Genomic DNA, 20,388 nt, shown 5'->3' with positions numbered 1-20,388 from the left:
GGCTCAGCCTCCGGCCTGGGTCTGGAGATGCGCGGTCGCGGTGCCGGTCACGTGGATCGTGCCGACGCCGACGAACTGCGCGAAGTAGGTGCTGTAGCTGTCCTGGACGTTCACGGTGAGGCTGCGCCCGCCGCCGGTGATCTCCGCGCTGCCCTGGAGCCCGGCGGCCGCGAGGTAGTCTTGGGCGGCCGCGACCGCGGCGTCCGGGTCGAGGGTGATCGCGTCGCCCTCCATGGCCTGGGCCACGTCCAGCTGCTGACCGGCGGCCCGCGCGGCTTCCTGGGCGCCCGACGTCGCCCGGTTCGCCGCGTTCAGCGCGCCGCCGCCGTCGACCAGCAGGCCCATCACCATCAGCAGCGCCACCGCTACCAGGGCGAAGTACAGCGACATCGAGCCCCGGTCATCGGCGCGGGGAAGGCGGGCGGCCGCGGCCGCCCGCCACCGGGCCCCAGCCCGGTCCAGCAGGAGATTCACAGGGGTCACTGCCGCCCCCGGTAGGTGTCGAGAGGGCTGCTCCACGACGCGGTGAGCGTCTTGGAGCCGGGGAGGCCCGGCAGCCCGATGTCGGACAGGTCCGCCGTGCACGCGATCGTCGCGGTCACCATCGCCTCCTGCCCGATGTCGAGGGAGTAGCCGGAGGTGTCGACGACGACGCTGGACGCCCGGCAGGTGACGCCTTCGCCGTCGAGGCTTCCGGCCGCGGCGGCCTGCGCGCTGGCCTGCGCACTGCCCGCGTCCCGTTCCAGGGACGCCGCCCTGGCGGCGGCGCGGGCGGCGCCGTCCACGGACCCGGCCGCGCTGGTGACCCGCCCGAACGCGATCATCAGCAGCAGCATGCCGATCACCACCGGGGCCAGAACCGCGGTCTCCAGGGCGTAGGAACCCCGGTCACGCCCCGGTCCCCGGGTCGCCTGTACCAGCCGGGCGTGCAGAGTTCGGGTCATGGGGCGGTCACCCGCTCGACGGGAGCGTCCGCGTGCTCGGCGACGTCCAGCGTCAGGCCGGGGACCAGGGTCGCGACGTGGCCGCGGACCGTGATGCGGACCGTTTCCGCCGTGCTTCCGCCGGAGGACACGCTCGCGCCCCGGACGCTGCCGCCGAACCGGGCCAGATACGTCTGCGCCTGCGCCACGCCATCGCCCGCGTTGTACTGCCGCCCAGCCTCCACTCCCTGCCGGGCCGCGGACTGCGCGACGCTCTTGGCGTGGAAGTAGAAGCCGGTCTGGATGATGGTGAAGCCCAGCGCGAGGACGGTGACGGCCAGGACCGCCAACTCCACGCTGGCGAATCCGCGCTCACCACCGGTGCGCCGTATCCGTAGAAGAAGCTGTTTCACGTTCCCCCTCTGCCGAGGACGAGGTCGGTGGCTGGCCGACAGGGCCTGCCGAAGGCCGCGCTGCGCTGCTCGAATCCCGGTGGGAGCCAGCCCCGTTCCAAAAGGCGGGGGTGCGCAGGGAATCGAGTGAGTGCTGCGAGGACGAACATCAACGAGGCCCAGGGGGTGGCGATGCGCACCGCCATCTGGGTTCCGCTCGTGTTGACGAAGTGGGTGTGGAAGACGTCGGGTGCGACCAGGTCGATCGAACGCAGGCCGGACCAGTGCAAGAGGACCGATTCGGCCGGTTTGACGGGGTGGATGATGAACATCCCCATCCGGCTGACCGTCACCTCGCCGGGATCCCCGGCGACCCATCGGGGCTGAGCGTCGCGGGCGGCCGCAGCGCGTCGGGAGGAGTTGCCGATCGCAGAGCCGATGAGGCTGCCGATCACGAACGTCGGCGACCCCATCACGAACGTGTTGGTGTGGTGGTAGCTGCCATCGCCCAGAGCTATCCACTTGAACGGCCGGGCCGGGCCAGTGACCAGCGCCCGGTCGCCGGGGGGCAGTGGGGCGACGGTCGCGATGAGCGGGCGACGGTCGAGCTGCCCCTGGACGACGTCGGCGACGATCTCGCAGGTGTGCCACAGGTAGTCGTCAAAAGGTGTCCAGGGCGGCTGGCCGGTGGGGGCAGGGTGCTGGGTCACGGGCTCTCCTGATCGTGGGAAGTGCCGGTGGGACCGACGGCGTCTTAGCCGCCGCTGATGATGCCGATCTTCTCCAGGAGCTTGGAGCGGATCGCAAGAACCAGGAGACCAGCACCGACCAGCAACGCACCAGCAATCAGGGCGAGTTCGGTGGAGGTCTGGCCCGCGTCCCCGCGGTTCTTCAGGGCCTGGTAGTGGCTCTTGATCCACACGGTCAGCGTTTGGATGTCCATGATGGTTTCCCCCTTATGGGTGGGTTTTCAGCTTCCGAGGATGGTGATCGTGACCGGGATCATCACGAAGACGAGCATGAGGATGACGCCGGCCGTGACCGGCAGGACCATCGCCGCGGACGCCGCGTTCGCCTCGGCTTTCGCGTCGGACAGCAGCGCGATCCGCAGCTGCCGGGCCTGGGCCTGCAAGGTGGTGTAGACGGCGGCGCCCTCCCCGGCGAGCGCGAGGGTGTCGGCCGGGCGGGTCAGCTCGGGGATGCCGAGTTCGTCGCCGAGCTGCTTGAGCGCGTCCCACACGGTGACGCCGGCGAGGTCGGCCTGGTGGAACACCTGCCGCATCCGGGCGAAGATCCAGCCGTCGCCGACCTGCGCGGTCTCCGTCAGGGCCTGCGCGGCGCCGGAGTTCGCGATGCGGGCGAGCGCGACCCGCTCCAGGTAGGAGGCGGCCGCATGCCGCACGACCTGCCGGGCCGCGGCCGCGTCGCGCGCCACCTCCTTGCCCGGCCACAGCCAGAACAGCGCGGCCAGGGCCAGGGACACGAACGCGGGCATCACGAACGGCAGCGGAGCGCCGGCCAGCGCGAGGAGCCCCTGGAGCAGCTGCGGCAGCAGCAGCCCGTACAGGGAGAACAGCACCTTTTTGCCGAGGTGTTCGGCGAGGCTGATGCGCAGCAGCGCCAGGTCCTGGGCGGGAAGGGTGATGCGGCCGCCGAATTCGCCGAGAAGCCGGGTGCCGACCCGCTCGGGCAGGCTCCCGGTGGACACCGGGGCGACCGAGGCCACGGTGGGGCCGCCGGCCTTGGCGACGTCGAGGCGGTCGAGCGCGGAGGCCAGGTCCCGGCGGGCGGGCAGCAGCGCGCGGACGGCCAGTCCGATCAGCGCGCCGCCGGCCGCTGCGGGCAGGACGGCGTTCATCAGCATCACCGGGTGCCTCCCGTCAGGGCGAGCAGGGTGGAGGCGGGCAGCGGGTCGATCAGCCGCGGGTCGGGCTCGGTCCGCGCGATCGTCCGCAGCCACCGCAGCGTGTAGGCGAACGCGCCGCCGAGGCCCGCGAGGACGAGCTGCCCCATGGGGGACTGGTACCAGCCGGACCAGGCGTCGTTGAGCATGCAGCCGATGACGACCACGCAGATGACCATGGACACCATGCGGGAGGACTTGCGGACCTTCGCCCGGTCGGCCTCGATGTCGCGGGCGTCCGCGGCCTGCTGGTGGATGGTGACCGCGAGCGCTTCGAGGGCGTCCGACAGCCCGGGCCCCTTGTAGACGGCGTGCGACTGGAACAGCAGCACAACGTGGTCGCTGACGCCGTCGGCGAGTTCGTCGGCGAACAGCGCGAACGCGTCCTCGGCCTCCATACCGCTGCGGAGCCGGCTGGACAACGCCTGCACGTTCGCGGCGATCGGGGCCGGGGCGGCCTTCGCGGAGGCGCGGATGGTCTGCGGCAGGCTGATGCCCGCCTGGTGGATACCGGCGAGGTGGTTGAGCCACTGCCCCAGCGCCTCCAGCCGCTCGATCCGAAGAGAGGCGGCGGTGCCGGGGTTGAGGACGTAGGGCAGGCCCAGGACGGCGGCGCCGGCCAGCAGACCGTGCACGGGCCATCCGGTCCACGCCCACACCACCAGCGTGACGATCCCGGCGGCCGTGAGCAGGGGCCGCCAGCGGCGCTGCCACTTGTCCGGCAGACCCGCACGGGCCCGCTGGATCCGGCCCGCCATCCGGGACGCCGGCTTCGTCGGGTCGACGACCCGGCCGCGGGCCTCGCGTACGGCGGCGAACACGGCGAGGACCGCGACGACGGCACACAGCGCGGCGACGAGAGCGAGCTGGGAGGTGTTCACCGGCGCCCCACCGTCGCAAGCGGCCCCATCCAGGCCCCATAGGGGTTGTCGGTCAGCCACTCCCTGCGCATCAGCCCGGTCAGCTCCAGCTCGTCGATGAAGGACGGCATGCTCTTGTACACGGCGCGGATCTCCCCGCCCTGCGGCGCGAACAGTTCGGTCGTCACCGGCCGCCCGCCCTCGCCGACGACGTCGTGGACCTCGTAGATGTGCGAGACGAACCGGTGCTTCTGCCCGCCGACCGCGGTCTCGTCCAGGTAGGTCAGGTAGACGACCAGGTCGATGGAGGACGCGATCAAATGGTGGGCGGCCTCGGTCTGCATCCCGGCTTCCGTGCACAGCTGCACCAGCCGGCTGATGATGCCGTGCGGCCGCCGCACGTGCAGCGTGCACATCGACCCCGAACCGCCCGCGGACATCGCCTGCAGCATCGGCACGATCTCCGTGGAGCGGACCTCGCCGACGATCACCCGCGTCGCGTTGAACCGCAGCGCGGTCGCGAACATGTCGCTGATGGTCACCTCGCCGGCCGCGCCGCCGCCGCGGGTCTCGCCGTTGGACTGCCGCGCCTCGAACGCGAACGTCACCGGCCCCGGCTTCGGCCCCGGCTCGTCCAGATACAGCTCACGGTCCGACTCCAGCGTCACCAGCCGCTCCGACGGCGGGATCTCCCGCCCCAGCGCCCGCAGCAGCGACGTCTTGCCCGCGCCCATGTTGCCGACGACCAGGATGTTCATCTTGGCGTGCACGCACGCCGTCAGGAACCGCTCCAGCATGGGGTTGATCGACCCCCACTGCACCAGCTCGGCGATCCCGTGCTGACGGATGCGGTGCCGGCGGATCACCACCGACGGCCGCGTGGTCAGCAGACTCGCCGTCACCCGCGAACCGTCCGGCATCCGGAACCCGACCATCGGGGTCGCCTGCGTCAGCGCGCGTTCGCCGTGCCCGGACAGCCGCGCCATCCGGTTCACCCACGTGATGAGTTCCTCGTGGCTGTCGGCGACCTTCTCGATCGTCTGCCGCGGCCGGTCGTGGTACTCCACGTGCGCCCGCAGGCCGTCGACCATCACGTCCTCGACGCCGTCCTGGTCGAGCAGCGACTGAAGCCGCCCGCCCCGGTACATCGAATCGAAGACCGCCGTCCCGACCGCCGTCTCCTGCTCCGCCGTCAGCGGGACGTTGCCCTGTGCGTAGGCGGTTGCCCAGTCCGCGACCGCGTTGCGCACCAGCCGGCGGGCCAAAGCGCGCCGGTCGGCCTCCTCCAGCAGCTTGTCGGGGTCCTCCGCGCTCAGCTTCGTCGATACCAGGGACTGGAGGTGCTCGATCACCTCCCACTCCACCGGCAGCGCGCCGGGCAGGCCCGCGAGCGACGGCACCGCCCCCACCCCGCCGTCCGCAGCCGCCGGCACGGCGGCGACGGGCGCGTCCGGCGAGACGGCCGACGGAACGGCGGGGTGCGGGGCGCCGGCGGCGGTGGGGCGGCGCTGTCCGATCCGCCCGGCGAGCAGGCCGGCGATGTCCGCCGGCCCCATCGGCGCGGGAGAACCCTCCGCGCCGGGACGCTGCTGGGTGTCAGCCACGACGTCCCCCTCGCTCCGCGAGCCGCTGCAGCATGCCGCTGATCTGCGCGCTGCCCGTGCGGGCCGGGTACTGCTGCTGGATCCGGCGCCGCGCCGCCGCCGCCTCCAGCTGCTCGGTCGCCGTCCGCGCATGTCGCAGCAGACCGCTGCGCGCGTACCCCCGCGGCGGCCGGCCTCCGTTGGTGAAGAAGGAGCCCACCGCCGGCTCGAACGGCAACGCCCCCAGCACCGGCGTCTTCAACGCGTCGGCGACCTGGTGGGCCCGCGCAGGGCCCTCCTCGATCAGCAGCAGCCCGAGCGCGTCCATCCCGCTGCCGCGCTCGGCGAGCTCGGTCCGCAGCGGCTCGATGATGTGCCGGGCCAGGGTCAGGGACCGCTCGGTGCCCCGCACGACAAGGAGCACCAGGTCGGCCTGGTGTAGCAGCGGAGCCGGCGTGAGCGAGGTGTGCAGCCGCCCCGACTCCAGCGCCATCCGCCCGGCGTCGATGAAGACGTCGTGCCCAGCCTCCTCGGCCATCACGTGCAGCACCTCGGACAGCATCGGCCAGGTCCTACTCAGCGCACCGGCCTGCCCCGGATCGGTCAGACCCGGCAGCAGCTTGCGGTGCCCGGCCTCGTCCAGCGGCCACAGGTGCGACGCGAACGCGGCCGCCAGGGTCTCAGGCCCGGTCCGCTCGGCGGCCGCCAGATGGTAGAGCCCCTGGCCCGCGCCGACCTCACCCTGAAGGAAACCGGCCCGCAGCGTCCCGCCTGCCGGATCGCACTCGGCCAGCAGGGACGGACGCTTCGAGGCGAGCGTCAGCGCGAGCGCGCTGGTGGTGACGCCGCAGGACTTCGCGGACACGAGAGCGGTGACCGGCATCAGCTGCTCCGCGGCTGACGGACGATCGCGACCCGGCCCTGCGAGGCACGCGTGGCGAGCAGCGGACCGTCGGACGGCCCCACCGCCAGGTTGACGACGATGCTCCCCGACGCGTCCGGCCGCGACACGCTCACCACGACCGCGCTCACGGTCGACGGTGGCGCCTCCGCCTTGCCCCCGGTCTGCTCCCCCTGCGCCGGCGTCGTGACCGCGAGCACCTTGTCGCCCGGGGCGAGCGTCCCGGCCGGGGCCTGACCCCGCTTCACTTGCACGCCCACCTGCTGCTTGTCGTCCCCCAGACCGGTACCGGCCGCGAGCTGCGAAGCGGTCAGCAGACCGCCCTTGCGCAGCTCCACCGCGGTCCGCTTGCCCACCACGGACGCCTTCTGCGCCGCGGGCACCGGGGTGAGCGCCGCGTCCGCGGACACCTCGGCCACCGTCAGGTCCGCCGCGGTCAGCGGCTGGCCGGCCGGGACGTCCCGGGCGATGGCCAGCACCTTGGTGCGGTCGCTCGACGACGTCACCGCCGCCGCCGCACCCAGACCCGCGACAGCCGCCAGAACCACGCACAGCGCCGCCACCGACCAGCGGCGCTCCTTCTTCACCGGCACGCTCGTGGTGATCGGGATCTCCGGACGCGAGGGACCGGAGGGGCCACTGGGGTTCGAGGGGCGGGGGACCGGCGCCGAAGTGGGCGTTTCCATGGTGGTGCCTCTCAGCAACAGGAAGCAGAAGAGAAAGAAGAGGGGGAGGAAGGGCTAGTTGAGGACCTGGACCTCGACGACGGTGATGTCCGCGGCGCTTTCGCGGACCTCGGTCATCTGCCCGGCCTGCGCTCCGCCGGTGACCTGCCAGTCGATCGACCAGGTCGAGGTCGCCGTCACGTGGTACTTGCCCGTCGGGGTGGTCGAGGACGGCGCGGTGTAGCGGTGCCCGCAGTCCGGCGACGGCCGCTTGCCGTACTCCGCCCGGTACGGGGTGCCGGGCGTCGTGCACGTCACCGTCGTGCCGTCACCCATGTTCCACACGATCTTGCTGACCCGGGCGGTGGCCGTGACGCTGACCGGCCCGATCGAGGCGGACGCGACGTTGGGTCCGTAGGTCTCGGGACCGGTCGCGGTCCACATGTAGACGGGCAGACCGACGACGCCCCGCCCGCCGGGCTTCGGCGTGAGGCCGATCTGCGGCCCGCGCAGCAACATCTTGTCCACCGCTCGCCGGGCGACGTCCGCAGGATCGATCACGGGAGCGCCACCACCGCCACCGCCGGGCGGCGCGTTGGTGAAGATGTTCTTGACGTCGTGGATACCAGTCTCGTTGTCCAGGCAGTCCTCGATGTACATCGAGACGCCGGGCTTACGGCCGTCCGGTCCCCATACGAGGCTGTCGTCCGAGGGCTGAGGGTCGGCCAAGGTGTAGGTGCAGGTGTAGCGGCTGTTTTCGTCACTACCGCTCTCATCCCCACCGCTGCCGCCCCCGGCCGTTCCGCTCCCTCCACCGCTGCCTCCGCCGGAGTGGCTTCCGCCCGGATCCCCGGGCACCTCCACGCCGGCGCAGATGTAATCGTCGGCGCAGGGCGGGTCTCCCGGGTCGGCCAGGGCGGGCGAGGCCGAGAACGCGAGGGCAACCCCGCTGGCGGCGATCAGTCGCTTCCGCCTCAGCACGGCTGATCTCCGTGAGGAGTGCTCTTGAGTACCTTCCACCCGTCGGACCAGCGCTCCACCAGGGCAGTAACCACGTACTTGGTTACCCGGCCGGACGGTAGAGGTGCTGGCTTGCCCGTGCTCTTCTTGATGACCTTCCACGGCAGCACGTCCAGGCAGGCGGAGATGGTCACGTTAGGGGTCTTCTTGTCGAGTTCGGCGGCCGTGACGGTGGGATTGGCGAGCACCGGCGCACCGGTCATGACCTGACCGAGCGTCTTCAGGTTGGCGACACCGGCTGTCGCCTTCGCGAGCGCTTCCGCGGCGGTGTACCGCTTCAGGTCGGTGCCCTCGATCGCCGGTACCGCGTACGCCTTGGGCAGCTCCGTCCAGTACGCCTGGTAGGCCGCGACGGCCTGCTTCTTCGCGGCCTCCTCGGGGGAATCCGGCAACGGGGTCACCGAGGCCGGGGCCGAAGACGTCGGGGAGGCGGGCGTGGACGGCTTCGGCGAGGCCGGTTCGGCGGACGAGCAGCCGCTGACCGCCGTGAGGCCGGCGAGGAGGAGCGCAAGAGCGCTTCCCCGGCGTGGAGCGGTACCGGAGCGCACGCGTCGCATGTGCGTATGGGTCGTCATGATGTCTCCCGATGCATATGCGGTCACCCGGTGCCACCTGCGCTTGTCGTCCCACGAGGGGCTTGCCGCGTACCGCGGGACCACTTCCATTGCGCGAAGGTCAAGATTACGCAAGACCACATCAACCGCACTGGGAGTAACGGCGGTTGGAGTGTCAGGATGCGATGTAATCAGCCATTTTGGGGCCGGGAAAAGACCAGAGTGTGTCAGGTCCTGGGGCGGCTGCTGTGTCAGGTCGCCGGGACGGTCCGGGTATGTGCTGTCCGCCGCCGAAGTCCCCTTGCGCGGGGCGTCGGTGCTCACGGGGCGGCCGGGGCGGTGAACAGGATGTCGGTGGGGGCGGGGTCGCCGAGCAGCGGGGTGACGATCGGCGCGAACGGGCCACGGTCGCGGAGTTCGTCGAGGGTGGTGATCCCGGCGGCGAGCTGGGGGGTGCGCCGGACGCGGGGGTCGGCTTCGGCCAGGGCCCGCAGGTCTTCCGTCCGGCGCCGCAGGATCCCGAGGCCGGCGCCGGTCAGGACGATGAGGAGCCGGGGGACGGCCGGGTAGCGGTCGCGCCACGCCTCGCGCCCGGTGACCGTGGTGGTGGAGCGGAAGCCGGGCGGGGGCGCGGGCACGTAGGTGGCGTAGCGGGCGTAGGAGGTGAGTTTCCGGCCGAGGCGGCCGACCTGCATGGTGGCCCGGTCGATCTCCAGGAAGTACGTCAGCAGCCGGCGTCCGGTGGGCGTGGTGCGGGTGTAGCGCAGGACGGCGTCGGGGATCAGCAGCGCGTCGTCCCCGACCCGGTTCTCCCCGTCGCGGACGCGGTGGACCAGCTCCGGCTCCCAGTCCAGGGGCCCGCACTCGTCACCGAGCGCCTGGGCCCAGGTGGACAGAGCGAGTCCGGACTCCACGACGGCCAGGGTGTGCTCCTGGAGCTGGGAGGCGGCCGTCTCGGGGCTGATGCGGTAGGCGCGGGAGGTGACTTCGCGGCTGGTCTCGACGATCTCCGCGCCCCGCGCGGTGACGTACCAGAGCATCTCCGGGCCGCCGAGCGTGCCCGCGCGCCGGACGGTGCGCTCCACCAGGCCCAGGGCGCGAAGCTGCTGCAGGATGCGCCGCAGGTAGACGGACTGGCGGGTGTGCGGGGTCATCATCCGCCGGAGCTGGTCGGTGGCGACCAGGCGGTGCTGGTAGAGCACGGGCAACAGCCGCTGCCCGAGCCGGGGCAGGCCGGCACTGGCGGGGGACAGGACGGGGGAGGTCATCAGCCGATCTCACTTCCGCTGGTCGGGGTCGGGATGGCGTGCTGCGGCACCGGGACTGGTGCCGGGGCCGCAGGGGCAGGGCGCAGGACGGACAGTTCGGCGAGGATCCGGTCGTCCAGGCCGGGCAGGCGGCCGGTGTCGTTGCCGTCGAGGTCGCGCAGGATCGAGCGGACCGTGCGCCGTCGCAGGTTCGCGTCTACGGCCTTCTCCAGCTCGGGCAGCAGCTCGGGGTGGTGGTAGTCGGCGAAGATCTGGTGCAGCGGTACGCCGGCGACCCGGAAAGGCGTGGTCCGCTCCCCGTGGAGCATCGTGGACATCACGTAGTTCCACTTCGGCAGCGACATCAGCGTCTGCGGGGCCACCGGTTCCATCCGCTTGGTGACGAAGGTGGCTTCGTCGCTGTCGGCCGCCGACGCCGACAGCAGGGACTGGTTCTGCATGAGGGCCAGCCGGGTCTCGGCGCTCAGCCGCATCGCCATCTGCGTCATGCCCATCAACCTGAGCTCGTACTTGCGCAGCTGCTCCAGGATCGCGGCGACGTAGCCGCGCGAGGCGCCGTCGATCGCGGTCAGCTCGTCGCAGAACGCGAACATCGACGCGAGCTGGTCCTGGTCGATGCCTTCGCGCGAGCAGCCGGCCCTGAACAGGTCGAACAGCAGCAGAGAGGTGATGATCTGGTCTGCCGAGCCGGTGCCCGAGCAGCGCAGCAGCACGATCCGCGAGGTGTCCATGGCGTGACGCATGTCGTACGTCGACCGCGGCTGTCCCAGGAACGCCTTCAGGGAGTCCGACGTCTCCAGTTGCTCCAGGGTTTGGGTGACCACCGGCACCGCGCTGCTCTCGTACCGGGGGAACGTCGTCTGCCAGAACCGCCGCAGCCGGGCCGGCAGGTACTGCAGGACTTCCGCCCGCCACTCCTCGTCGGTGAGCAGCCGGGTGATCGAGAACAGGGTGGGCTGGAGGTCGGGGCGGCCGCGCCGGCACATCTCCAGCGCCAGGTAGGCCAGCACCTGCACGGCGTGCGACAGGATCGCCCGCGCGCGCGGAGCCCCGTCGCCCCAGCCCTGCGCGGAGGCCAGCCCGCCGACCACCGCGCCGATCACGTCCTGGACCTCGGCTACGGTGCGGCCCTCCATCGACAGCGGGTTCCAGGACCCGACCCGCGCGGACGGGTCCTTCGCGCTCAGGTCGATCAGCCACACCCGATCGCGCAGCGCCGGATGCGTCAGATACGGCAGCGCCCGCTTCACCGCTGCGCCGTGCGGGTCGAGGAACCAGATCCCGGTCCCGCCGTACGCGAGCGCCACGGCCTGCACCAGCGCCAGCTCGCTCTTGCCGAACCCGGACTTCCCGAACGAGGCGCCGAACAGGACGTCCGCCTGCGGGGCGGCGGCCAGCCGGATGCGGCCGTCGGTGCCCAGGACCCGGCCCAGCGGCACGACGCCCGGCTGCCCGGTCCACTCCGGCAGCTGCGACGGCGCCGGCGGCACCACCCCACCGGTCCGCACCACGTTCGCCGCCACGCAGTGCACGGACGCCGGCTTCAGCAGCGCGGCGATCTCCCGGGCAGTCACCCACTGCCGCTTCGCCGGCATGAACTCGCCCGTCCGATACCGCCGGTCGAACGATCCCCGGCGCCACCACACGCTGCTGTACGGGCGCCACCCCGTCCGCCGCGGCCCCACCGGCCGCCACCAGTTCTCTCCGCGCCAGGCGTCCATCACGGCCATTACCTGGTGCAGCAGCGTCCGGGCCCGCGCCGGATGCCGTGCCTCGACCCGGACCAGGACCTGCACCGCGAAGACCTGCGTGTCCGCCGACGGCAGGAACTTGCCCACCCCGTCCACGAGGTCCGTCTGCCGCGGCGAGGAAGCCCTCCGAGCCCCGGACGCCTTCGCACCGTCCGTGCCGCCGGTCAGCCCCGCCGCCACCTGCCCGAACCACGCCCCACCCCCACCGCCGCCCCCGCCGCCGGCGGCGGGGGCGATCTGCTCCCCGTACGCCGACGGGCCGCGCCGCGCCGCACGCCGCATCAGCCGCCGCCGCCACCTCGCCACCCTCCGCCCCGACACCGGCACCAGATCCACGACCAGGTCGGCCCGCTCCCCCCGCTCGCCGTTCACGTGGGCGCAGGCCGCCGCCATCATCTGCAACGGGTCGGGAGTCAGACTGGCGGCGGCGAGACGGCGGTGATCCGCCCGCGCCAGCACCAGCTCCGCCCGCGCCACATACGTCCCGCTGCCGGGGGCGTCCTTCGGCTGCTTCTTCGGCATCAGGGCTTCTCCTCACGGTCCTTCGCGAGCGGAGCGACACCCGCGAACCGGACCGGCCGCACGGCGCCGCCCGCCCGGCCGGCCTCCAGCACCTCCACGTCCGGAAACGACGGCAACCTCAGCAGGCCCGCCGACTGCGCCGGGCCCTCCAGCCGGGTCGCCAGCCGCCCGCCGTCGCTCCAGTGCCGCATCCGCACCCCCGACGCCCGGCGCGGAATCCACCCGGCCGCCGCCGGGATCCGCGCCAGCCTCGCCGCGTGCCGCCCGATCTCCTCGGCCGACGGGTCGAAGTCCCGCGACGGCACCAGGTCGACGACCGCCCGGGACTCGAGCGCGGTCCGGGCCCGGCGCAGCCACCACACCCACCCGGCCATCCACCCCACGCCGCCGACCGCCCCCAGCAGGACGAGCCACCCCGCATACGGCCGCACGCCCTCCACCACCCCCGCCACCAGAGGCGGGAGCGTGCCGTTCAGGACATCTGCCATCACGCCGGCACCCCCGGCCCGCCACCCGGCGCTCCCACCGCGGCCTTCCGGCACCCGGCCGGGTTCTCCTCTGCCACAAGCCCCTCCCCGAAGGTCCGAGACGGCCCTTGCGCCGCCGTTCACCCCCGCAAGGAGCACCAGGACCTGGAACGTGACAGGTCCGCCCGAAAAATCTTCGGGCGGACCGGATACCTTGCGGTCCTGCATCTAGGGGAGGGGCACGATGAACGAAGCCGAACCGCCGCCGACCGCCGGAGACGTGGTGAAGGCCGCAGGAACGATGGCCAGGGTCCTGGCAGGCGCGCTCGTCCTGCTGTCAGGGCTCCTTCTCGGCGGGACGGTGCTCCTCGTGATGATCGTCATCCTGGGCGTGATCGCCTGGGGAGCCTGGACGATCAGTTGGGTCCTCGGACTCCCGATCACGATGCTGATCCTGTATCTCCTGATGCGCTTCTTTCAGGGAGAAGACATCTAGATGTGCCAACCTGTCAGGTATCAGTTTTCAATGGGAGATTCGGAAAGCTCATGGAATGGCCCGGAGGTCATTCCATCAATGGTCGACTGTCAAACTCTAGGTCGGCTTAGTCATTCCGCTACGGGCAGCCGACGCCCCGCCACCCAGTCGCGAACGGCCTCTACCGCGACTTGAACGCTCCCCAGGTCGTCTAGCTGCCGGTGCTCGGAATGTACATCGCCTGTCGCGAAATCGACCAGGTCAAGCTCCGAACTGCCATCCTCCCAGACGGTGATCTCGCCGCCCAGATCTTCCGCTTCCACGGTCCAGGCGGCGGATTTGTTCAGGAGGTCATCATTGTCGGGTCGTCTGATTTTTGATTTCGCCCCGGCGAGGGACGCATCGGACTGAATTCGCGTTACGACCTCAAGCGTGGCAGTGAGAAGCGGTAAACCCCTCAATATGCGTCACCATCCATACGAATATTTTTTGCTTCTGGCATTCCGGGGGTTCCGCCTCTCTTGGCGAGAATGCGCCCGAGCGATGAGGGTTTTCCGACCTCGCGCCGTTTGGGAACCTACACCCGGTCAGGGGCGGGCGGCACCGTAGTAGTCGCGCTCGGGCATTGCGGTGGTCAGCGGGACGATCTCGACCGTTTTTCCGGTGCGGGGGGCGTGCAGGACGTTGCCGTCGCCGGCGTAGAGGGCAACGTGGTAGATGCCACCTGTCCCGCCGTGGGACCAGAAGAGCAGGTCTCCGGGCTGGAGGCTGTCTCGGGGGACAGAGCGCTGTGCGGTGGCGCTGTACTGGGCGGACGCGACGCGGGGGAGACGCAGCGAGGGCCAATAGGCGTTCTGGACAAGGCTGGAGCAGTCGAAACCGGCGGTGACCGACGCGGAGCAGCGGCCGTTGAGGTAGCCGTTCGTGCCGTCGCAGAACCCGGTCGAGGGGCCGCTGGGGGTACCGCCTCCCCAGGAGTAGGGGACGCCGAGGTGAACGGCCGCGCGGCGCAGGGCGTCGGCCCCGCGGCCGGTCCCGGAGAACTGGAGGGCCCCGGTGCCAACGCTGCCGAGCCGGTCGTAGGCGTGGACGTGCCCGAGGACCTCGTCCGCGTACGCCCCCGACCGGTTGTAACGCAGCACCGCCCGGCGCAGCTGGGCGTCGTCGCCGAGGTCGCTGCTGCCGGTGCCGCAGAGGTAGGCAGCGGTGGCCTGCGCGGCGTCGTAGATGTTGTGGGGGTCCTTGGCCCCGTCGCCGTTGCCGTCCTGCCCGGAAGGCCCGTTCCAGGTGGAGGGGATGAGCTGCATCGGTCCGACCGCCCGGTCATAGACGGTGTCGCCGTCCAGGACACCGCGGTCGGTGTCGCTGTGGACGCTTGTGTTCCCTCCGGCACCCGAGCCGTTGAGCCGGACCCCGTAGATCCGGGGGGTGACCGCACCGCTCGCGGCGACGTCGCGTCCGGCGGCGTGGTTCGACTCGACCCGGCCGATGCCGGCGACGACCGACCAGCGCATCCCCTTGCACTTCGGGCGCAGGCTGGTCATGGCGGCCGCGGCCCGGACGTAGGCGTCGAGGACCACCGGCCCGATCCCGGAGACGCCGGCCGGTACCGCGGCGGGAGGGCCGGGGGCTGCGCCGCGGGTCTCTTCCTCGTGACCGGCGGCGCCGTTGGCGACGGCCGCGACGAACAGGACCACGAGCCCCAGGACGAGCGCCAGCGGCGAGAGCAGCACCGCGCCGGCCAGCACCGCCTTCGAGGGGGCCTTCACGGCCGCCCCCGGCGCCGCGGCGGCGCCGGGTTGAGCGGCTGTGCCGGGCGGGGGGCACGGCGCGCCCGCTGCGGCGGGGCGGGCGAGGGCTGCGGGGCGGGCGAGGGCGGCGGGGCGGGCGCCTGTTGTGCAGCTGCCGGAGCTGGCTGCGCCGCGGCAGCGGGCGGTTGCGCCGGGGCTGCCTGTGGGGGAGCGGCGGCCGGGGCCTGCTGGGCCTGGATGCGGTGCAGGCGCTGCCGGAGCCGGGCCTGGTTCGGGCCGGCCGGCGGCTGTGCGATCGGCGGGGCGGGGCGCCCTCGCCGAACCGGGGCTGGCGCCGGGGCAGGGGCAGGGGCGGGAGCGGGCGTCGGCGGGTGGGCCGGGCGGGGCGGCGGCACCGGACGGCGCCGCCGCCGGCGCGGCGGCGGGGGCGGCGGGAAGGGCCCGGGACGGTTCGGTGCGTTGTAGAGGCCCAGTCCGCCGCGGCCGGTCACGATCCGGCCGAGCGAGCGCAGGTTGTGGACCCCCTCGCCCACGAAGTCCGCCGCCGGTGCGACCCCGTTCTGGTGCACCGCCTGGATCGCCTGCCGTACCCCCTGGGCCGCGTTCGCGCGGGCAGCGGCGACCCGGCCGGGCACCGTCGCGGCCGCGGCGCCGACACGGCGGGCCGCCCGCGGCCCGTACACCGGCAGCCCGATGGTGGCCTGGAGGCCGAACCGTGTGGTCTTCGCCGCGATCCGGGCACTGCCCACGGCGGTGCGGCCGGCGAGCCGGGCGGTACCGGCGACGGCTCGGCCGGTGCCGCGCAGCGCCATCCCGCCGAGGCTGGTGGCGGTTCGGGCCGCGCCGGCCCGGCCGAGGCCGACGGCCATGCCGGCGCCGCCGGTCAAGGCCATGGTGCCGAGAGCGAGGCCGCCCAGCACCAGCTTGCGGCCCGCCCCCGCCCGATCGGGGGAGGAGAGCGCAGGCGCGGCGCTGCCGCCCACCACGCTGGTGCCGACCCGGGCACGAGCGCGGACCGCGAGGCCGCGGGTCGCCCGGGCCAGACGCTTGCGGTAGACGAAGGCGCCGACGACGACGCAGTCCAGGACGACGAACCGGATGGTGATCCCGCCGGGCAGATCGCTGTCGGAGGCGTTGAGGACGGCGTTGACGACGACGATGAACACGGCGACCGACGCGACGGAGACGAGCATGAGGGCCAGGGCGCGGGCGATGGCGGTGGCCCGGTCCCACAGCCAGCCGCGTCCGGGTCCGGGCAGGACTCCGGCGGCGAGCGCGACCTTGGCGATCATCGCCTCGATGGCGATCTGGAGCTGGGCGAAGAGGAACCCGGCGGTCAGCGTGATCATGAAGATGCAGGTCAGGAACGCGGCGAGGACCATGAAGAACGCGCCGCCGACCTTCTCCATGCTGGCCTTCTTCGCCGACGCGGCGCCGTCCTTCACGCACTGGGCCTCGAACGTCTTCAGCGGCCCCTTGGCGGCGAGCTTCTCCCGCAGGACCGCGTCGGGTGACGCCGTCAGGGCTTCCCCGATGCTCTGGAGGGTGCCGCCGATGTACGGGACCTCCCCGACTGCTTTCTCGCCGGAGGCCAGGAACTCGTCGAGCTCCTTGTCGAAGACCGCCTGGGAGATCCGGGACTCGCGAAACAGCGTGCCGCACCTGGGGCCGTCGCCGTTCTTGGGGTCGGAGAAGGTCCGGCCGTAGGAGAGCATCATGGCCGGGCGGGCGACGAAGGCGTCCACCAGGGCGTCGGTGATGGGCCGAGAGATCGACGAGGCGGAGCTGCGCACCCGCTGCCCGACCGTCGCGCCCTGCCCCGTCTTCTCCCACGCGCCTGTAGCCGTCGTCCGGTCGGGGCTGCCGGCGTCGATGGCTTCCTTGTCGAGGACGAGTGCGGCGGTCTCCACCGCGAGGTCCCGCACGGAGGCGACGACGCCGGCGTCCTTGGACAGCAGCATCTGCGGCGGCGAGGCGAGCGCGCCGAGCGCGAGCGCGGAGATGACCAGCGCCGCCGCCATCTCGCCCCACCCGCGGGCCCGGTTGCCGAACAGCAGGTGCCAGGACGCCACCACCATCGCGAAGGTGAGGAACAAGGTGGGCAGTCCCAGTTGCACGATCACCCCGCCGTACAGCGACGTCGACACCGTCAGCGCCGGCTTAAGGAGCAGCCCGGCCAGGGAGAACGACAGCGCCCAGGAGATCAGGAAGCACGCGAAGGATACGAGCCACTTGTTGCCGAGGAACATCATCTCGACCAGGAAGTGCTCGATCTTCAGGTCCCAGTCGTTCCAGTCGCCGGTGTCGGCGTAGACCCGGTAGGCGGAGACGGGGATGTTGTTGCGGTCGGTCACCTCGAACGCCGACAGGACCCCGCCCCGGGAGGCCTCGTTCTTGAGGTAGTCCTGCACCTTCTTGTCCCAGGCTTCCTTCGCGCGGCGCTCCTGCTCGCGTTTCTGCGCGGCCGCCTTGCGTTCGGCCTCCTGCCCGATCTCGTCGAGCGTGGTGCCGTCCGCGGGCGGGGTGAGCACGGGCGCGGGGGCGAGCGGATTGTTCGGGTCGACCGGCGGGAGCAGCCGGTTCGGCACGGTCGGCGACGGGGTCGGCTCGGGGGCGGCGGTCGCTGCCGCGGCCAGCAGCAGCGAGGAGAGGCCGGCGAGCATCAGCAGCACCACCGCGAGCAGCAGCGCCCGGCCCGGCCGCGCCCACCGCACCAGCGCGGCGGCCCGGCCCCCGAATCCGGCCGTCGCGGGGGACGGTGTGCTGCGCGCGAGGCGCCGGCGGGCCATCAGACGGCCTGCCGGACGGGCTGGGAGTGGATGGCGGCCGCGATGTCCTCGTCGGCGGGGATGATGATCTGCATGGCGCCGATCCGGCCGGTCAGATCACGGTGGAGGCACTCGCCGGCCCGTGCGGCCCGCTCCTCGTCGTTCATGTCCGGCCGGTTGGGCGACAAGCCGGAGGTGACCAGCGTCAGGAGGTTCTCGTCCTGGTCGCTGCACCCCAGGAACGCGAGCCCGCGGGCGGCGAGGTTGCGGTTGGTGTGCCGGAAGAGGCACTTGCGCGGGATCAGGCCGCGCAGGATCTGCCCCTTCTCGCTGTCGGCGGGGCCGATGTCGTCCTCGTCGTGTCCGCCGAACCACGCTCCGGCGTTGTGCTTGCGGCCGTCCTTGACCAGCTCGATCGCCAGCTCCAGCCCTTCGGGCGAGGACGTCAGCCACCAGCACTCGTCCCAGATCGCGACCGCGAACTCGTCCGGAGCGGCGTAGGCGATCTTCCGGCACAGGGCGGCGATCAGATACATCACCGCCCGCCCGAACGTCTTCTCGAACGGCAGCTTCTCCAGCCGCCCCGCCTCCAGCTCGTTCTTCGTCGGCAGCGCCAGCGAATGGACCGCGAACACGACGCTGTCCGCGGTGGAGTTCCGCACGACCGGCAGCGTCTCGTCGAACACCGCGCGCGCGAGGTCCTTGCGGCGGGCCGCGGCCAGCCGGCGTGCGGCCAGCGCCGCGAACGTGTCCCCGCCCGCGCCCCGGTTGGTCAGCTCCTCCACCAGCACCCGCATCGAGGGGTGCGGATCCTTCAGGACGGCCTCGATCGCCTCGGACAGCGCGATTCCCTCCTCGCTCATCGGCGACAGCCCCAGCAGCAGCGTCAGGTACGACTCGGTGAACCGCTGCGCCTCCGCCGCCTCGGTGAAGATCCGCAGCGGGTCCAGGGAGATCCGGGCCTGGTCGTCGATCGTGATGATCTCCGTCTCGCCGGGGCAGGCTTCGGCGAAGCGGACCCATTCCTGCTGCTCGGTCCGGTCCACGACCACCGCCCGGCCCCGGCGCACCCCGTGCCGGCGCCGTCCGGCCGCCAGCACCGAGTACATGGCCGACTTCATCCCCACGCTCTTGCCGCTGCCCAGCTCACCCACCCAGGCCGCCGCGGCCGAGGTGTTCTCCCGCGGGCCGCGCGACCAGTCGCACAGCACCGGCCGCACCCCGCCGTTGGCCAGCTGCAGTCCGTACAGCGGGCCCGTCTCGTCCCCCAGCGCGCTGCCCGTGAACGGCGCGGCCATCGCGAAGTCGCGGGCCAGGAGGTACTGGGAGTACTGCGCCATCACCGACGGCGTCCGCGTCCCGGGCAGCATCCCGTACCAGAGCGCCTCCTGCTCACCGCGCGGCCGCACAAAGGTGTACTCCCCGCCGGCGAAGTAGCCGGCCAGCTCGCCCGCCCGACGCTCCGCCTCCTCCGGGGTGCCGCCCCACACGCACAGCGCGGTCATCGCCCGCACCTCGACCTCCGTCTTCGACGACGTCAGCCGCTCGCGGAACTCGTCCAACCCGCTCGCGGCCTTGTCGACGCTGGCGGGCACTCCGGCCGTCTCCCCGTCGTACTGCTCGTACTGGTGGGCCAGCTCCCGCGCCTGACGCCGGCTCTTCGCCTCCGCCGCGGCGCCGCTCTCCACGTGCAGCCGCACCACCCAGTCCACCGGGAACGAGAACTCGTCCAGCTGCCCCAGGTACTCCGACCCGGGGAAAACGAACGCCTCCGGCATCTCCGCCAGCGCGAGCATCGCCTGGTACGACGAGCCCCACTCCGTCGTCGCCTCGACCCACCGCCGCGCGAACGGATTCCCCCGGCCCTTGCGGCCGGCCGCCTCCTGGCCGTCCTGCTCCAGGCCCGCACCGAGCAACCCGCCCTCGGCGAGCACCACCTGACCCAGCGAAGCCGCCCCCCGGCCCCGCCCCCGCACCCGCCGCCCGCCGTCCGCACCCGGGAGAGCCGGCTCGACCAGACCGCGCCGCGCGCTGTGCCCGTAGATCCACAGGACTTCGGCCGTAGACGCCGGCCGCAGCCCGATCCCGGACGGCCACATCGACGCCAGCCGCTGCGCCTGCACCAGGCGCAGCTCCTCCTCCCGCCCGGAGACCGGGCGGGGCAGCAGGCCCAGCGCCAGGGACACCTCGGCCCGCGCGGCCGCAATCACCTCGCGCACCGCCTCCTTGCGCGGCATCGGCAGCGGCAGCGCGAGCCAGTCCGAGCGGCCCGTCAGCTCCAGCTGCTCCAGATGGCCGTGCAGCATCTCCACGCTCGCCGCGTACCGGGGCGAGGCCGGCATGTTGATGTCCGCGCACATCCGGGCCACCACGGCCTCCGGGTCGACCGCCGGGCACAGGCTCAGCAGCATCGACTCCCCCCGCAGCTGCTTCACCAACGCCTCCAGGTGCCCCAGCCGCTGCTGCCGGGACCGCCGCGAGGCGTGCGCGGTCTGGGCGCCCTGCACCCGGAAGACGGCCCACACCGTTCCCTGCGTCGTCCACACCACGTTCCCGGCCACGTGCCGGATCGGGATCCTCACCGC

At 72.4% G+C, this 20,388-nt stretch carries 19 protein-coding genes; 1 reads left to right on the top strand and 18 read right to left on the bottom strand.

Features of this window, described 5'->3' with window-relative positions; all coding sequences use genetic code 11:
• Nucleotides 1-3: 3 nt before the first annotated feature.
• From ACFW6A_RS32780 to ACFW6A_RS32710, 15 genes are all read right to left on the bottom strand, one after another.
• On the bottom strand, nt 4-483 hold the full coding sequence (locus ACFW6A_RS32780) for a TadE/TadG family type IV pilus assembly protein (RefSeq protein ID WP_386645158.1): 480 nt from the start codon (nt 481-483) through the stop codon (nt 4-6).
• Nucleotides 480-944 (bottom strand): TadE/TadG family type IV pilus assembly protein, encoded by a 465-nt coding sequence (locus ACFW6A_RS32775; RefSeq protein ID WP_351850030.1) that lies wholly within the window; start codon nt 942-944, stop codon nt 480-482. Before ACFW6A_RS32775 ends, ACFW6A_RS32780 begins: the two co-directional genes overlap by 4 nt.
• Nucleotides 941-1,279, bottom strand: a complete 339-nt coding sequence (locus ACFW6A_RS32770; protein ID WP_386645155.1) for a TadE family protein — start codon at nt 1,277-1,279, stop codon at nt 941-943. The genes ACFW6A_RS32775 and ACFW6A_RS32770 overlap by 4 nt, the downstream gene beginning before the upstream one ends.
• Nucleotides 1,280-1,332: 53 nt before the next feature.
• Complete coding sequence (locus tag ACFW6A_RS32765; RefSeq protein ID WP_386645153.1) at nt 1,333-2,025, bottom strand: hypothetical protein; 693 nt, start codon at nt 2,023-2,025, stop codon at nt 1,333-1,335.
• Between the two features lie 44 nt (nt 2,026-2,069).
• Complete coding sequence (locus ACFW6A_RS32760; protein ID WP_189954381.1) at nt 2,070-2,258, bottom strand: LPXTG cell wall anchor domain-containing protein; 189 nt, start codon at nt 2,256-2,258, stop codon at nt 2,070-2,072.
• 27 nt (nt 2,259-2,285) lie between these two features.
• Complete coding sequence (locus ACFW6A_RS32755; RefSeq protein WP_386645170.1) at nt 2,286-3,179, bottom strand: type II secretion system F family protein; 894 nt, start codon at nt 3,177-3,179, stop codon at nt 2,286-2,288.
• Nucleotides 3,179-4,099, bottom strand: a complete 921-nt coding sequence (locus ACFW6A_RS32750) for a type II secretion system F family protein (RefSeq protein ID WP_386645150.1) — start codon at nt 4,097-4,099, stop codon at nt 3,179-3,181. The genes ACFW6A_RS32755 and ACFW6A_RS32750 overlap by 1 nt, the downstream gene beginning before the upstream one ends.
• Nucleotides 4,096-5,682 carry a CpaF family protein gene (locus ACFW6A_RS32745; protein WP_386645147.1) on the bottom strand — a complete coding sequence of 529 codons (1,587 nt, stop codon included), beginning with the start codon at nt 5,680-5,682 and terminating at the stop codon, nt 4,096-4,098. The genes ACFW6A_RS32750 and ACFW6A_RS32745 overlap by 4 nt, the downstream gene beginning before the upstream one ends.
• Complete coding sequence (locus ACFW6A_RS32740; RefSeq protein WP_386645144.1) at nt 5,675-6,544, bottom strand: hypothetical protein; 870 nt, start codon at nt 6,542-6,544, stop codon at nt 5,675-5,677. Before ACFW6A_RS32740 ends, ACFW6A_RS32745 begins: the two co-directional genes overlap by 8 nt.
• The gene (locus ACFW6A_RS32735) at nt 6,544-7,155 is read right to left on the bottom strand and encodes an SAF domain-containing protein (RefSeq protein WP_386645141.1); all 612 of its coding nucleotides are present in this window, start codon (nt 7,153-7,155) and stop codon (nt 6,544-6,546) included. Before ACFW6A_RS32735 ends, ACFW6A_RS32740 begins: the two co-directional genes overlap by 1 nt.
• 147 nt (nt 7,156-7,302) lie before the next feature.
• A complete protein-coding gene (locus ACFW6A_RS32730) occupies nt 7,303-7,956 on the bottom strand; it encodes an ATP/GTP-binding protein (RefSeq protein WP_386645138.1) in 654 nt (217 codons plus the stop codon).
• A gap of 245 nt (nt 7,957-8,201) precedes the next feature.
• Complete coding sequence (locus ACFW6A_RS32725) at nt 8,202-8,822, bottom strand: hypothetical protein (protein WP_386645135.1); 621 nt, start codon at nt 8,820-8,822, stop codon at nt 8,202-8,204.
• Nucleotides 8,823-9,121: 299 nt separating this feature from the next.
• Nucleotides 9,122-10,069, bottom strand: coding sequence for a replication-relaxation family protein (locus ACFW6A_RS32720; RefSeq protein WP_386645132.1), 948 nt, complete (start codon nt 10,067-10,069; stop codon nt 9,122-9,124).
• Entirely contained in the window at nt 10,069-12,342 is a 2,274-nt protein-coding gene (locus ACFW6A_RS32715) for a hypothetical protein (protein ID WP_351853886.1), read from the bottom strand. The genes ACFW6A_RS32720 and ACFW6A_RS32715 overlap by 1 nt, the downstream gene beginning before the upstream one ends.
• Nucleotides 12,342-12,830, bottom strand: coding sequence for a hypothetical protein (locus tag ACFW6A_RS32710; RefSeq protein WP_351853883.1), 489 nt, complete (start codon nt 12,828-12,830; stop codon nt 12,342-12,344). Before ACFW6A_RS32710 ends, ACFW6A_RS32715 begins: the two co-directional genes overlap by 1 nt.
• A gap of 223 nt (nt 12,831-13,053) precedes the next feature.
• On the opposite strand from ACFW6A_RS32710, the gene ACFW6A_RS32705 reads away from it, so the two are divergent.
• Nucleotides 13,054-13,305: a hypothetical protein gene (locus ACFW6A_RS32705; RefSeq protein WP_351853881.1), complete on the top strand. Its 252-nt coding sequence runs from the start codon at nt 13,054-13,056 to the stop codon at nt 13,303-13,305.
• Between the two features lie 566 nt (nt 13,306-13,871).
• Here the strand turns inward: ACFW6A_RS32705 and ACFW6A_RS32700 are convergent.
• The 3 genes from ACFW6A_RS32700 to ACFW6A_RS32690 are packed head-to-tail and all read right to left on the bottom strand — an operon-like array spanning nt 13,872 to nt 20,385.
• Nucleotides 13,872-15,053 carry a bifunctional lytic transglycosylase/C40 family peptidase gene (locus ACFW6A_RS32700; RefSeq protein WP_351853877.1) on the bottom strand — a complete coding sequence of 394 codons (1,182 nt, stop codon included), beginning with the start codon at nt 15,051-15,053 and terminating at the stop codon, nt 13,872-13,874.
• On the bottom strand, nt 15,050-17,824 hold the full coding sequence (locus tag ACFW6A_RS32695; RefSeq protein WP_386645127.1) for a hypothetical protein: 2,775 nt from the start codon (nt 17,822-17,824) through the stop codon (nt 15,050-15,052). Before ACFW6A_RS32695 ends, ACFW6A_RS32700 begins: the two co-directional genes overlap by 4 nt.
• Nucleotides 17,824-20,385: an ATP-binding protein gene (locus ACFW6A_RS32690; RefSeq protein ID WP_386645124.1), complete on the bottom strand. Its 2,562-nt coding sequence runs from the start codon at nt 20,383-20,385 to the stop codon at nt 17,824-17,826. The genes ACFW6A_RS32695 and ACFW6A_RS32690 overlap by 1 nt, the downstream gene beginning before the upstream one ends.
• Between the last annotated feature and the right edge of the window lie 3 nt (nt 20,386-20,388).

Source organism: Streptomyces sp. NPDC058758 (assembly GCF_042746075.1).
GTDB lineage: Bacteria > Actinomycetota > Actinomycetes > Streptomycetales > Streptomycetaceae > Streptomyces.
The sequence above is the reverse complement of the archived record's forward strand: the minus strand, read 5'-3'. Positions and strand labels throughout refer to the sequence as shown.